Source organism: Veillonella nakazawae (assembly GCF_013393365.1).
GTDB lineage: Bacteria > Bacillota > Negativicutes > Veillonellales > Veillonellaceae > Veillonella > Veillonella nakazawae.
Genome location: NZ_AP022321.1, coordinates 1966489 through 1981985, shown reverse-complemented (window position 1 = coordinate 1981985; position 15497 = coordinate 1966489). Strand labels below are relative to the sequence as shown.

Below are 15497 nucleotides of genomic sequence, written 5' to 3'. Positions count from 1 at the left end.
ATAGAAGCAAGGTGTTTTTTATTTTGATAGAGAGATTTAGTTCGCATTTAAATATATATAATGCCACAATTCTCATTTTGGTCCTTGTAAATGATATCGTGTATACAAGATTTATAAAGGTTTAGGGTTGTTCTGTTAAAAAAAATGTGATATTCTAATTATAGATTAATGGATAATAATTATCCGTTAATAATATTTATCTTAATTGAGATATATAATCTAAAAATTATGTAAAGTAAATTACTTTTATTTTGATCTCTAAGTAGGAGTTTGTAATATGAATAATGAAAAGAAACTAACAACCGCCTTTGGCGCTCCCGTACCAGATAATCGCAACTCTGCTACAGCAGGTAAACGTGGTCCTGTACTGATGCAAGATGTTTGGCTTATGGAGAAATTAGCTCATTTTGAGCGCGAAGTGATTCCTGAACGCCGAATGCATGCTAAAGGATCCGGTGCATTTGGTACTTTCACAGTAACTAACGATATTACAAAATATACGAAAGCAAAAATTTTCTCTGAAGTAGGCAAGCAAACGCCGTTATTCGTGCGTTTCTCCACCGTTGCTGGTGAGCGTGGTGCGGCCGATGCAGAACGCGACATTCGTGGCTTTGCCGTAAAATTTTATACGGAAGAAGGAAACTGGGACCTCGTAGGTAACAATACACCGGTATTCTTTATCCGCGATCCATTGCAATTCCCTGATTTGAACCGCGCTGTAAAACGGAATCCGAAAACAAATCTTCGCGATGCGACAGCAAACTGGGATTTCTGGACTAGCTTGCCAGAGGCGATCCACCAAGTAACAATCGTCATGAGTGACCGTGGTATTCCTAAATCCTACCGCACAATGCATGGTTTTGGCAGTCATACATACAGTCTTATCAACGAAAACGATGAGCGCGTATGGGTTAAATTCCATTGGATTTGCCAACAGCCGATTGAAAATCTTTCCGACGCTGAGGCGGCTAATGTGGTAGCTAGTGACCGTGAAAGTCACCAACGCGACCTCTTTGAGGCTATTGAAAAAGGTGATTTCCCTAAATGGAAATTATGCATCCAAGTGATGACGGAAGAACAAGCTAACAATATGCCATACAATCCATTCGACTTAACTAAAGTATGGTATCACGATGAGTTCCCATTGATTGAAGTTGGTGTGATGGAACTTAATCGCAACCCAGAAAATTATTTCCAAGATGTAGAACAAGCTGCATTTGCACCGACTACTATCGTTCCTGGTATCTCTTTCTCTCCTGATAGAATGCTTCAAGGTCGTTTGTTCTCCTATGCGGATGCGCAACGTTATCGTCTAGGAGCAAATTATTATCAAATCCCTGTTAACGCCGCTAAATGTCCTGTAAATATCTATCATCGCGATGGTCAAGGACGTATAGATGGAAACCATGGGTCTACAATTGGCTACGCACCAAATAGCTTTGGTGAATGGGCTGAACAACCGGAATTCAAAAATCCTCCTCTCGACGTATCTGGTCCAGCCTACCAATATGACTTCTATGAAGACGACTCTGACTTCTTTACACAACCAGGTAAATTGTTCCGCCTCATGAGCCCTGAACAACAACAAGCCTTGTTTGACAATACGGCAGCGGCTATGAATGGTGTACCTGATTTCATCAAAGAACGTCATGCAAAACATTGCTACCAATGTGATCCAGCTTATGGTGAAGGCATTGCTAAAGCATTGGGCATGAACATTGATTTCAGCGATGTGAAATAGCATTATAAATACTTTTTACATAACAGAGATACTCTCTCTGAATAACACTGACGATTAAAAGAACTTCCTTAAATTAAAACGAAGCCCCTCCTTGCTATGTAGCTCATAGTAAGGAGGGGCTTTTGTCGTGGCGGGTATATTTAACTATTACTAGTCAAATTTTTTATTTGTTAGGTCTTGATACATAAGCTTAGCGATTTCATACTGCGGATCGCCGGCTTGTAATTGGTGTGATGGTAGTTTAAATACAGCTTCAGCTCTTTCCTCTTTCTTGATATCGATACCCTTTACATCTTCGGACCGACTTATGGAAATGGTATGTGTTGTTGGATTTATGAAGTACGCATTTACATCAATGCTGAAAGCTTTGTTTTCGTCTTTTCTCATGATTACACGTAGTATCATAGCTGAAATAGCAGTGGTACCATCTTTTTCACCTAATAGCTGCTTAGATGTGTAGTCCACATAATCTGCATAGACATAAATATCGCCAGGTTTAGCCTTGTCATAATCTTGTGTATAGGCCTCTACTAAACGCAAATCTAGTTGTCTGCCGAATGGTCTAGAGAACATTTCGCTTTGTAATACGCGTGTTTCGCTTACCGGTGGATAGGACGGTATTGGTGTTAAACCTTTTAGCATATCTGTGCGTGTTTCGTCTTTTCTTTTAGCCTGACGTTCAGCAGTGACCTTGTCTAAGCGTTTACGCTCTTTTAATATGGCTTTTTCTTGTTCTTCTTTAGTTTTGTAAGTTTTTACAGATACAACACGGTTACCAGACATAGTCACCGTTGAATAGATGGGCTTATCTTTAGTAGGTTTTCCTTTAGAAGCATCAAGCGTAGATTGCACCATAGCAGGTGTTGCGCTTTCGATAGATTTTTTTAACTCTGGAATATTAGAATAATCCATATCAACCACTGCAGTGTCTGTGCTTTCACTTGGCTGTACAGGTGTAGCCCCGTACGCAGATGATATAGCCAATACAGCTAATAGTGAACTGGTAATAATTGATCGTTTACATACTTTCATTACATATACCTCTTTTCTATAAGAACTCTCTAATACTATCAACAGCTGTATTATAGCATAGTTCTTGTGTAGATCGATTTAAAAGATACAGATAGTATATAAATCTATAGAGGACTTTCGTATACCTATGTAGAATTACATTGTGTATTGTATTTATACAGAGAACAAATGTGGTTAGGAGGCAATTATGAAACGTAGTAGTTTGGCATGGTATGTAGCGGTGGCTTGCCTTGGTGGTAGCCTTTGCGTAGGTTCTGTAGTACAGGCGGATTCTCCGACGACAGTGAAGGTAAATCCTGTAGTTCCTACAGTGATGGTAGCGCAGGTTCAATCAACTCAACCGACTAATAGTATAGCGGCTACGAATACGGTAGCTAATACTGTAGCTGCTAATAGTGAGCCGGCAAAAGCTGCAGTAGTACTAGATGAACAAGCAGCACTCAAGCAAAAGCAGCAGTACCAAGCTGATACTGAGACGATGGGGCTGTTATGGATGCGCACTTCTGCGGAGTATAGAGCACTGGCATATCAGGGGTATAATGTGGCGATGAATCTTGTTAAAATGGCTGTTACTGATCCATCTCATCAAAGAAAACCTTTAGCTATCGTTCTTGATGCGGATGAAACAGTAGTAGACAATACAAAACTGATGGGTGAAAGCATCGCTAACGGCAATGGCCGCTTCGATGCTCCTTGGTGGCGCCAAGCGGTACATCAAGGGAAATCACAAGCCATGCCTGGCGCTGTTGAATTCCTAAATGAAGTACATAAACAAGGTGTTGAAATATTCTATGTTTCAAACCGCTATGCACCTGTTAACTATGATGCAACAGTACAAAACTTTAAGGAACTAGGATTCCCATCCGTCGATAAAGACCATGTACTACTATTCGAAAAAGACTCTGACAAACAACCTCGCTTTGATGCGATTGCTAAAAAATATTATGTCGTTCTATACATGGGTGATAACGCTGGTGATTTCCCAATCGGTACAAAAGGTAAGACACTAGCTGAAAGAAATGGCATCATCGATGCACACAAAGAAGACTTTGGCACTACCTTTGTAGTATTCCCAAACCCTGCTTACGGATCTTGGGTAAGTGCATTAGCTAAAGGCTACCAAAACCTCAGCCCAGAAGAACAAAAACAAGTAAATAACCAATACCTACAACAATAAGGACGCCTTGCGTATACTTTATTAAAAACGATATAATAAAGTATACATGCGTCTATAGCTCAACCGGAGAGAGCGTCAGTTTCCTAAACTGTAGGTTGGGGGTTCGATTCCCTCTAGGCGCACCAGTAGGATAGAGCTGCAGTTTCGCCTTAATACTCGTGAGAATCTATTAAGGTAGGGCCTTATGCCGAAATCAAAGGACACAATTTATTTGTGTCCTTTTCCTCTTTTGATTATTTTAAATTATCTTTTTATGAAGACAATAATAGAGTAATTAAGGTTATTTGATAAAAATATAATGAATTGATGAATAAAAATTAGAAAGTGTTGACATATAAGTAATACTGATATAATATGTAATTAGATTTTACCATAGCGAAAGGTTACAGAATCTACTAAAATAAGACTTTATGTCGAAATCACTACTTTTAAGTAGTTATTAACAATAGTATATGTAAATTGAGTTAGTAGTACATATTACTAATGTTTTTGTGTGAAATTTTGAGCACAGGTCTTATGATCTGTGCTCTTTTTGTTTATGTTTTGTTATAGCGAAAGCTTACAAAGGTGCATAACTTCGTTGTTGAGGTTTTAGTACTCTGTAATTTTTCGCTATGATAAAACGACATGACATTAATTTAGACAGCGGAGCATGTTTTAGTACTCTGTAATTTTTCGCTATGATAAAACTGACTTTGTACAAATGGACAAAATGCAGCAGTTTTAGTACTCTGTAATTTTTCGCTATGATAAAACTTTTGGAAGTTCGATATAGTGAGATTGATTGTTTTAGTACTCTGTAATTTTTCGCTATGATAAAACAATAATATTCAATTCTATATAGGTTGGGTTGTTTTAGTACTCTGTAATTTTTCGCTATGATAAGTCTTTTGTGAGGTCAAAATTCAAAAACGGCTTGTTTTAATACTTTGTAATTTTCGATTAAAAATACCATTAAGAGTGTTCACTTACACAAGGTTTTAGTATTTTATGATTGTTGCTTATGATAAATCTAGAGTAAAAAATAATGATTTTCTGATTGTTATAATTTTATGTGATGAATTGCAATAAGTAATGCGACAAAACTAAATCAATTTTCTAATCTCATGTTTAAACATGTCAAATGGTGTTTTAAACCCAAGGCATTTTCTCGGTCGATTATTAATCAGCACTAGTGCTTCTGTTAGTTTATCTAGTGTTACTTTAGCTAAATCGGTTTTCTTAGGAAAAAACTCTCGAAGTAAACCATTACTATTTTCATTAGAGCCACGTTGCCATGCTGCATAGGCGTCAGCAAAATACATCGGTATCCCAAACTCGGTTTCAACCTGTTCAAAGCACGCAAATTCTTTACCACGGTCCACGGTAAAGGTTTTAAGTAATTTACTTGTTAATGTGTTGTATAGGGAACTAATAGCTAAAAACATAGAATCCTTAGATCGGTCATCCATCTTTATTGCTATATAGAATCGAGTTTTACGTTCAACAAATGTAGCTAAACACCCTTTACTTTGACCTCTGGAAGACACCATTGTATCTAGTTCCCAATGACCAAAAGTCTCCCGGTTTTCAACTTCTTGAGGTCGGTCCTTAATGGTCTTTTTCACATTGAAGCGTCCACGCTTTTCTTGAGTACCAGGTTTTTTGCCTTTCCGGCGAAGTACTTTCTCTGTTACAGCAAGAAAACCACGATGGATCCAAGAATATATTGTTTTAAAGCTTAGAACCCCAACTAATTCAGAACCAACTATTTCTTCTGGAGACCAAGTTTGTTGTAACCTGGATTCAATTAAAGCCGCTAATTGAGGGGTTAACTTTGTTGGTCTACCTTTATTAGCAGACTTACTAATTGCTAACTGTTGAGCTTTAATCGCAGAATATTCACCTTTAACGCGATTTAATTCTCTTGCTACAGTAGAATGGTGGACACCGATTAAGCTAGCAATTCTACGAACAGAGTATCCTTCTTTTCGTAAAACTTCTATTTGACTTCGTTTTTCTATGGTAAGATGTATGTAGCTCATATTAGAGACCTCCGTGTCATGTATTTGTGGTTATTTACATTTTACACGAGATCTCCAATATGAGTCTTTTTACTTGTCGCAATATATTTTACAATTCATCATGTATTAATAAAATTAATGATTATTAGGAGAGGGTATATATGGGATATATACTGGGATTAGATATCGGGGTTGCTTCTGTTGGTTATGCAATTATTGATGAAAACTATAATGTTCTAATTAGTGGGGTAAGATTATTTCGAGAAGGAATGGCAGAAGAGAATGTAGCACGTAGAGGGTTCAGAAGTAGTCGTAGAGGTGTGAGGCGGAGTCATCATAGATTAGAGCGATTAAAAGAACTCTTGTCAAATGTACTAGGGGTAAGTGGAAATAAGTCTTATACAAATCTTTATGAAATTAGAGTTAGAGGACTTAGTAATAAGCTTTTGCCTGATGAATTGGTAGCTGTTATCATTCAATTGGCAAAACATAGAGGTATCTTTTATCTGAGTCCAGAGGATCTTGCTACTGAGGACGGAAGTAATCGAAGTTCAGCAGATATTATCCGAAATAATGAGAATAAACTTATGGATGGAATTTATCCTTGTCATGTTCAGTTAGAGAAGTTGAACACTACGGGAACAGTACGAGGTATTGAAAATAAGTTTACTCATGAATCGTATCGTAGTGAATTAATTAAGCTTCTTGAGGTCCAATCATCATTTTATCCAAAATTAAAAGGGATAACAGATGAGGTTTTATGTATATATGACTCTAAACGTGAGTACTATGAGGGGCCCGGTAGTTATAAAAGTCCTACACCTTATGGAAGTTACCAATTAGATGAAAATGGTAATGTCATTAAGATTAATTTGATTGATAAAATGCGTGGTACGTGTACATATTTTCCTAATGAATTAAGAGCACCTAAATGGAGCTATAGTGCATGCTTATTTAATTTGTTAAATGATTTAAATAATTTAACGCTTCAAGGTATAAAGATAACTGAAGCTCAGAAACAAGAGTTGATTAATGAGTATGTAAATAAAGGTAAATCAGTAACGATTCCTGCTATTGCAAAAGTATGTGGTGTTAAAAAGGAAGATATTTTTGGCTTTAGAATAGATAAATCGGAAAAACCAGTTTTTACAAAATTTGAAGGTTACAACGAGTTATTAAAAATTGCAAAATCTGTAAACGAAGAAGCTACAATTGAAGGTAATAAACAATTAGTAGATGATACATCTGAAATTCTAACTAAAGAAAAAAGTATAGAAGTTCGTGAAAGAAAATTAGTAGATGATTTAAAATTATCTACTAGTTTAGCTAAAGAAATTGCAAAATCGGGAGGTTTTACTACATATCATTCTTTATCATTTAAGGCTATTAATTTAATCTTAGATGATTTATTGAGAACTAGTAAGAACCAAATAGAACTATATACTGAAGCAGGTATAAAGCCATATAATCATAACTTTTCACAGAACAATCAGTTATGTGCTAATTTATCTGATTGGATTGTATCACCTGTTGTTAAACGCTCTATTAATGAGACTATTAAGGTATTTAATGCACTGCGTAAATATCTTAAAAAACAAAATGGAGATGACGCTGAATTTAGTGATGTAGTAGTTGAATTAGCACGAGAAAAAAATAGTCAGGAAAAGAAAGATCTGATTAAGAAAATTCAGAAGGCTAATGAGGAAAAACGCTATAAAATCATGGAACTTGTTGAAAACAGGAAGCTTACGCGTGCAGAGCTTGAACGTATTAGTTTATTGTTAGAACAGGATTTTAAATGCGCATATTCTTTAAAGCCTATAGAGTTATCTGATGTATTTAAAGCAGGCCTTTTAGAAGTTGATCATATTATTCCTTTATCTATATCTCTAAGTGATGCTCAGTCTAATAAAGTTCTTGTATATCAGAAAGAAAATCAAGCGAAAGGCCAACGGTCACCATTCCAATATTTCAGTAGTGGTAAAGCAGAAATAGCTTTTGAAATATTTAAAGAATATGTTATTAGAAACTCGAATTTTAGTAATGCTAAGAAGAGAAACTTATTGTATCTTGGAAATCCAGTTGAAGATATGAAAGGCTTTATTGATCGCAATTTGGTCGATACACGTTATGCATCACGTGAAACCTATAATTTATTAAAATCCTTTTTTGATTACCATAATATAAATACTAATGTTAAAGTTATAAATGGTTCTGCTACAAGTTACTTTAGAAAAAAAGCGTACCTATCAAAAAATAGAGAAGAAACATATGCTCATCATGCACAAGATGCTATGATTATTGCTGGTTTTGCTAATACGAAACTGATAAAATTTTTCTCGAAAATAGGTGCCTTCTCGGAAAGTTTGAATAATAAGGAATCTATTGTAGAGGTAGATGGTAATATTATAAATTCTGAAACAGGCGAAGTACTAGAACAAGAATTATTTGATAAATCAGAGAATGTATCTAACTATATTCAGTTCTTAAAACATATTGAACGTATAGAACCGTTATATTCTCATAAGGTAGATCGTAAACCTAATAGAGCTTTATATGATCAACAGATAAAAGCAACTCGAAGCTTTGTTGAAGATAATAAAGAAGTGACCTATATTATCACTAAATATAGTGATATTTATAATACAGGTGCTGGTAATGTTGGAAGCAAACTAAAAAAAATGATTTTAGAGTCTCCTGATAAATTGTTGATGTATCACCATGATCCTAAAACTTTTGAGATTTTTCAAAAGATTGTAGAACAATATGGAGACGAATCTAATCCCTTTGCAGCTTATAAAGAAGATCATGGGCCAATTCGTAAATATTCAAAAAGAGGAAATGGTCCAATTATTGAATCAGTTAAATTCCGCGATAAACAATTAGGTGCTCATCGTGTTAATACAAAACAGCAAGGACATAATAAATCTGTATTCTTGAAGATAAAAAGTTTACGTACAGATATTTATCAAGAAGGGAATAACTATTTAGTACTAAATGTACCATATGATATGGTCCAATTTATAAATGGAAAGTATTTAATTAATCAAGATCAGTATTATAAGGCTAAAAAAAATCAGAGTATATCAGAGAAAGCTAAGTTTATTATGTCTCTTTATAGAGGAGATTTTATATCTTACGAATATAAAGGAGAAGTTTTAAGTTGTATATTTAAATGTATGAATAGTGAGAAGGAACATAAAATAGAAATTTCGTATATAGATCGACCTACAAATAAACAAGAACGGCTATCTGTGAAAACCTCTTTAAAGAATTTAACTAAATTCAATGTTGATGTATTAGGTAATAAATATAAAGTTATGGGTGAAAAGCTAGAATTTGATGTTACGATTTAATGTTGCAGGGAGAGCACATTATGGGTTGGCGGACAATTATTATATAAGATGAGTCGGTATCAAATGATTGGTTAATCGTAGTCTATTTGAAAGAAATTATAAAGAGATAAGTGATTTATTTTTTAGTAAATAATTTTGATTAAAAAATATCATATAAAGAAGGTATACGGCTTATAAAAGCCGTATGCCTTCTTTTTTGTACGCCGAATAGGCATGACTAAACCCCCAGTTAAACTGGGGGTTGGTAAAAATTCTTAGAGAAAAGGAAAGAACCTCCTAATGATAGAATGAAGTTGGTCTGGCAACCACAACATTTCAACATAGGAGGTTCAATGTCAATGAATGACGTAAAAAGCTTATCACATAGTAAATGGAGATGTAAATATCATATTGTTTTTGCTCCAAAGTATAGAAGACAAATAATTTATGGTCGGATAAAAGTTGATGTAGGTAAAATCTTACGAGATTTATGTAAGAGGAAAAATGTAGAGATTATAGAAGCGGAATGCTGTCCGGATCATATTCATATGCTAGTAACGATACCACCACATTTAAGCGTATCGAGTTTTATGGGATATTTAAAAAGCAAAAGTAGCCTCATGATATTCGATAAACACGAAAATTTAAAATATAAGTATGGAAATAGACATTTCTGGTGTAGAGGATATTATGTGGATACGGTAGGACGATATGAAGGAGCGATAAAAGAGTATATTCGCAATCAACTACAAGAGGATATAGCGCAAGATACATTAAACTTTAAAGAATACACCGACCCGTTTACGGGTGAGCCAGTAAAATAGGCAAAACAAAAGCCCCCGAGTAGGGGGCAGCCAGTGGTAATAGAGTGGTTGTCAGATCATTCAATGCCCTCTTTAGAGGGCCACCACTAGAGAAAGACCCTTATAGGGTCAGAGCAAACCACCCGTTCTACGGGTGGTTATGATTGCATTTTCTTGCATTTCTTATGAGCTAGAATTATAATATTAGAGTAATATTCATATTTTATTCACATTTTGACAATGAATAGTGTATAGAGGGATACAATAAGATTCAGGTTTCATTAGATAGCTTTGAATCTTTTTTTAGATTTATTGTTTGTGTTGTCTTAAAAGGGGAAACCAAATGAAAAAAGAATTACTGTTAACGGCTATGATTACCGCAAGTATTACTACTACAGCCTTTGCAGCATCTAATTTAGATATTAGTGCTACAACTGCTGCGCCACTAAGCATGCAAAATTCTATTGCCTATGGTGGGGATAATAAAGTTGAGCAGGGTATGTTCTCCCCTGTAAAAAATATATTGCTTGGTGGCGACAAGAATACCGTTCGACCTTCCGCTAATGATACTATCACCTCTGGTACTAATAATACTGTATCTGGCCCAGGGAGTATCGTAGCAGGTTGGTATAATACAAACTCTGCTACTCACAGCTTGGTAGTAGGTACTAGCAATACTGTTGGTGGTACTAATAATATCGTAGGCGGCTTTGGCCATGCCAATAATGACAATGCAATTAATTCTTTATTAGTTGGTTCATATAATAGTATTGACGGACATGACTCTGTGGCTTTAGGTAAGAATAATACCATTAAAGGTAATAATGCTTTGGTAGGTGGTACTGGTGCTAAGGTGCAAGGCAATAATGCTATCGCCTTTGGTGATACTGCGAAAGCAACAAGCGATGATGCGTATGCCATTGGTCGTAAAGCAGAAGCAACTGCTCTAAATACAGTTGCTATTGGTAATAATGCAAAGGCCAATAACATTATGGGCACAGCGATTGGCTATAATGCAAAAGCAAAAAATGATTACGCTACAGCAGTAGGTTATAGCTCCACAGGTTCTGGTAATCAGTCCTCTGCATTTGGTTTCAATTCGGAAGCAACTGCTATGAATACAACTGCAGTGGGATCTTATGCAAATGCTAGCGGTGCGTATTCTACCGCATTGGGCTTTAAAACTGCAGCTTCTAATGAGGACTCTGTAGCATTAGGCAACTATTCTACTAGTGCTGGTAAAAGTGCCTTTGCTGCTGGTACATTAGCTAACGCAGCAGAAAAGGACTCTTTAGCAATCGGTCATAGCGCAACTACAACAAAGGAAAATGGCATCGCTATCGGTACGAATGCGACTGTAGATGGCGTTGATTCTATTGCTATCGGTAAAGCAGCTAATATTGCTAAGGCAGGTAGTATTGTAATTGGTAGAAATACGACGGCTGATGAATTAGCCGTATCCATCGGTACTGACTCTGTAGCAACTGGCTGGGGTGGTACTGCAGTAGGTACTATTTCCAAAGCAACTGGTGCTCAATCCACTGCTATCGGTGATAATGCGCAAGCATCTGATACATATTCTACAGCACTTGGTGTGTCTTCCGTAGCGTCCGGCAGAGCCGCTAATGCGATTGGCCTCTCTAAAGCGACAGGCTTTGCATCCAATGCTATTGGTTTTGTCGCAGAGGCTTCTGGCAAGAATGCTACAGCAATAGGCAATGCAGCTAAAGCTCTTAATGAAAATTCCATCGCTATTGGTACAAATGCGAAGGCTGCTACAGATAATAGTATCGCGTTAGGTGCTAAGTCTGTTACTGATACAGCTGTATCTACTAGTTCCGGTATAATCGGCGGCAGAACATATAGTTTTGCTGGAGGAAATGCGGTTGGTACATTGAGTATTGGTGATAGTGGTGCAGAACGTACCATTACAAATGTAGCAGCAGGCCGTGTATCTGCAACCTCTACTGATGCAGTCAATGGGTCCCAATTACATGCCATTAAAGACGTGGTAGATAATCATGAAAACCGTATCACTACCATAGAAGGCGATATTAATACATTAAATAATCGTATTGTTAATGGTGGCGCTAATAGCTTAAATGAAGCTAAATCCTACACTGATCAACAAGTATCTAGCGTAGCAGCGGCTTCTGCAGCACTCGCTGGCTTGCATCCATTAGATTTCGATAAACATGATAAATGGTCCTACTCCGTTGGCTTTGGTAACTATAAAAATGCTAATGCAGCGGCGTTAGGTGCGTTCTATCGCCCTAATAAAAACACAATGTTTAATGCGGCTACTACCGTTGGTAACGGCCGTAATTCTATTAGCTTAGGTGCTAATTTCAAATTTGGTAAAAGCTCTGAAGAGGTAACTACTGAAGACGCTGCACAACTTAAGAAAGATATGAAAGACTTAGCTGAAAAGTATAATGAACTAGCACAAAAATATAGTGAATTAGCAGCTAAATTAGAATCTAAATAATATAATCAAAACTCCTACAAGGTTTCTCTTGTAGGAGTTTTGATTATATTATGCTTTTATTATAAGTATTCCTTAATAATGATATAATTAAGATATATATTCAGTTACATATTCGGTTACATATTAGTTACATAGTCAGCTAAACATTATATGTAAGCAACAGTATATGGGGGAGAGTGTATATGAGCTTTTACAATTGGATTCAAGAAAAACTATTTGATAATTTCGAAGAATGGCGCTTGAAGAGCCCTGGTTCTAATGGAAACGGTTTTAATATAGTCGGAATAGATAATACCTTAAAGGCTATGCATGATGGATTTTATATGTACATGGAGTTATACCCACCTCATGCCATCGATGGATGTACAGCCATGAAAGCACGTGTAGGTAAAACGCAGGATGCAGTAGATTTATTCTTAGATATAGATGGCAAGACCTATCGTATGGCTGATGTAAGTTATCCTGACGCAGTGAAGATGATGCGGGCTTTTATGAAAAAACGCAGAGTACCTGATTGTAGTTCATGTGTAGAAGCAGTGTATCTAGATATTGATCAGATGCGATCTACATTTACAGAATTAGCAACGTTGTTGCTAGGCGATGCAAAACAAGCTAAATCGTTTATGACCAAGGTAAAGTTGAGCTCCCTGGAAGAATTGGAAGATAGCTGGTGGAACTTCTATGAGGAACTACTCTCTAAAGGATATGCCGTAGAGTTAGACTGTAAATGTGAACTAGAGGATTTTATTTATCATGTACAGAAGTTAATACGTAATAAGTCTTTAGATACTAGAGAAAATCTAACTATTGATACAGCAGCATTAGATGAAGATCAAGTTATTATGGACTGGTGTGCTAGTCTTAATTCTACGTGGGAAAACTATACGTTAGCAGGCATGGACACAGGAACCGATAGCTTTGTACTTATGGTGCTTTCAAATGAGGAATTTAAAACAGCCAAAGAACTAGCGAAAGAATTATTACATAGAATCGATGTAGCTGAGCGATTATGATGATGTTAGGCTATAGACTAGTTATATATTTGCTTGTATGTGAGATAAATAGGAGAGAGTCATATGAGTATTGTACGTCTACCAGAATATGAAGCAGAGTTTGAATCGGAAGAGTTTGAAATTTATGCATTACCACGCAGTGATGCGAATGGGGCTAGTCCTTATTTAGAGAAGTACCATAGACCACTGGTGGACACCGATGCTATCCTAGATACTCGAACTGGTATGCTTGACCGTAGCGAAGGCATTTTGACGTGGATTATTGAGGGCCTTGACGATAGATGGGGTTATTCTTTTGAGCCCCATGGCGTTTACAAATTGTTGGTTAAGAAAGCAAAGCCTTTAGAGGACTTGGGCTATATGCGTCCTTCTTGGAATAATCGCTATTATGTGCTTGAGGTGTTAGAGGAACATGCTAAACATAGTGAGTTAGAGGCCTTGTCGGCTTATTTGAAAACCCCTAAATACCTTCATACTGATAGGGGTGATTTCCTGTTAAATCGAGAGTATCAATATTACACAGCCAGAATTGATGATTATGCATTCACCCTTGATGTGGATGAGGGTTCTGATGAAAGCTGTACCGTAGCATTGGCTACTTTCAATACAATCGATAATTTCAAAGCATTTGAACAACGAATTAGTACCTATATTAGTGAGACCTTGTTAGAACTCGCTAATTATTGGCTCGACAATGACGACCAAGATCCGATTACGTCAGACGTATTTGCTAAGCGTATTACGATGGGAGAATTGGCGTTTCGCAATGATGGCACCATAGAGGTCTATTATGACGATGACGATATCTTCTGGGGGCACTGCATCATAGCTCATATTGATGCAGATGGAAATCCTACTGATGCGGATATTGCAGGATAATCAATTAATGGAGCATCCTAATGAGAAAATCGGAATTAATGACATTATGGAATGTTGAAAGCTGGTCTGAAGAACCGTATGGCGTTTACTTTGTATCTCGCAGATTGGGCACTAATTGTTTAGAGAAGGTAGGACAAGCCTTTCAAAAACTTAATATTAGTTGCACCAGTTATACTGAGGTTGAGGTGCTTTCACTACCAATGTGGAAACAATTATCTGTTGAATTAGATGAATTAGATCAACTAGCACAGGAACTCATACAACAGGAAATACCGCAAGAAGAGTCTGTTGTACTGATGCTAACGGATATAATGTTAGATAAATCAGGTTGTTACGATGCATTTGCACTAGGCTATGATGTGGGAGAATCCCCAGCAGGACATCTATATGTTTTGGTTTCTTTTGATGAAAACTTTACGGTTCAACAAGATGTGATTTATGAAACCTTATAGAGTTGTATTAAAGTGGTGATACTGGTGTTGTATTCTACCTAAAAATATAAGTGATATGCAGGAGAGAGACCATGGAAGATATGTATACATTAGTTAAAGATTTCTTTAGTCATGATATGGATTTAGTTGATTTATTTGATTCTGAAGCTATTATCTGGATTGATTGGCGCGAGGATGACGAAGATGTGGTGAACTATTTCAATGATATGATGGATGAACCTATCGACATTCAAACCGTTAGTAATGGCAAGTCCTATGGTGACGATATTGTGTTACAAAAGGGCGATAAAGAACTCTTAATTCCTTACGGTGATGAGAAAGAGCGGGATGTAACGATCAAATACTTCAACGAATTTGTTAAACCTGATTATGAGGTACGCTGGTTTACTGAAAGCCTTGGAAACGATACGCTTGGGTTTACCGTGCTTTCAGGGGCAGAATGGGCTAAATTAAACGATGAATTTGGGGCAGATACAGTTCGTTACTATTTTGAACCTATCAATCTTGAAAGTAACATGTTTAATCTTGATATGGACGAAGTATTTGCACTACTGGCATTACGAGAGTCCTAGAG

Annotated in this window: 11 protein-coding genes and 1 tRNA gene; 10 read left to right on the top strand and 2 right to left on the bottom strand. The window is 36.5% G+C overall.

Going from position 1 to position 15497, the window contains the following annotated elements; genetic code table 11:
• Positions 1-277: 277 nt before the first annotated feature.
• Positions 278-1741: a catalase gene (locus VEIT17_RS09260; RefSeq protein WP_178885832.1), complete on the top strand. Its 1464-nt coding sequence runs from the start codon at positions 278-280 to the stop codon at positions 1739-1741.
• 150 nt (positions 1742-1891) lie between these two features.
• On the opposite strand, the gene VEIT17_RS09255 is transcribed toward VEIT17_RS09260, so the two are convergent.
• Positions 1892-2773, bottom strand: a complete 882-nt coding sequence (locus VEIT17_RS09255) for a hypothetical protein (RefSeq protein WP_178885830.1) — start codon at positions 2771-2773, stop codon at positions 1892-1894.
• Between the two features lie 187 nt (positions 2774-2960).
• On the opposite strand from VEIT17_RS09255, the gene VEIT17_RS09250 reads away from it, so the two are divergent.
• Positions 2961-3950: a 5'-nucleotidase, lipoprotein e(P4) family gene (locus tag VEIT17_RS09250; protein WP_178885828.1), complete on the top strand. Its 990-nt coding sequence runs from the start codon at positions 2961-2963 to the stop codon at positions 3948-3950.
• Between the two features lie 48 nt (positions 3951-3998).
• A tRNA-Arg gene (locus VEIT17_RS09245) sits at positions 3999-4075 on the top strand.
• Positions 4076-5035: 960 nt separating this feature from the next.
• Here the strand turns inward: VEIT17_RS09245 and VEIT17_RS09240 are convergent.
• Positions 5036-5974: an IS30 family transposase gene (locus VEIT17_RS09240; RefSeq protein ID WP_119207073.1), complete on the bottom strand. Its 939-nt coding sequence runs from the start codon at positions 5972-5974 to the stop codon at positions 5036-5038.
• A 140-nt stretch (positions 5975-6114) separates the two neighbouring features.
• Between VEIT17_RS09240 and cas9 the strand changes: the two genes are divergently transcribed.
• The 7 genes from cas9 (at position 6115) to VEIT17_RS09205 (ending at position 15495) form a co-directional block, all read left to right on the top strand.
• Positions 6115-9309: a type II CRISPR RNA-guided endonuclease Cas9 gene (cas9, locus tag VEIT17_RS09235; protein ID WP_178885826.1), complete on the top strand. Its 3195-nt coding sequence runs from the start codon at positions 6115-6117 to the stop codon at positions 9307-9309.
• Positions 9310-9647: 338 nt separating this feature from the next.
• Complete coding sequence (gene tnpA / locus VEIT17_RS09230) at positions 9648-10112, top strand: IS200/IS605 family transposase (RefSeq protein ID WP_178885824.1); 465 nt, start codon at positions 9648-9650, stop codon at positions 10110-10112.
• 322 nt (positions 10113-10434) lie between these two features.
• The gene (locus VEIT17_RS09225) at positions 10435-12579 is read left to right on the top strand and encodes a YadA-like family protein (protein ID WP_178885822.1); all 2145 of its coding nucleotides are present in this window, start codon (positions 10435-10437) and stop codon (positions 12577-12579) included.
• A gap of 182 nt (positions 12580-12761) precedes the next feature.
• Positions 12762-13592 (top strand): DUF6630 family protein, encoded by an 831-nt coding sequence (locus tag VEIT17_RS09220; RefSeq protein WP_156719883.1) that lies wholly within the window; start codon positions 12762-12764, stop codon positions 13590-13592.
• A 63-nt stretch (positions 13593-13655) separates the two neighbouring features.
• Entirely contained in the window at positions 13656-14471 is an 816-nt protein-coding gene (locus VEIT17_RS09215; RefSeq protein WP_156719884.1) for a DUF2262 domain-containing protein, read from the top strand.
• 20 nt (positions 14472-14491) lie between these two features.
• Positions 14492-14923: a hypothetical protein gene (locus tag VEIT17_RS09210; protein ID WP_156719885.1), complete on the top strand. Its 432-nt coding sequence runs from the start codon at positions 14492-14494 to the stop codon at positions 14921-14923.
• 71 nt (positions 14924-14994) lie between these two features.
• A complete protein-coding gene (locus tag VEIT17_RS09205; RefSeq protein WP_178885820.1) occupies positions 14995-15495 on the top strand; it encodes a hypothetical protein in 501 nt (166 codons plus the stop codon).
• Positions 15496-15497 lie beyond the last annotated feature (2 nt).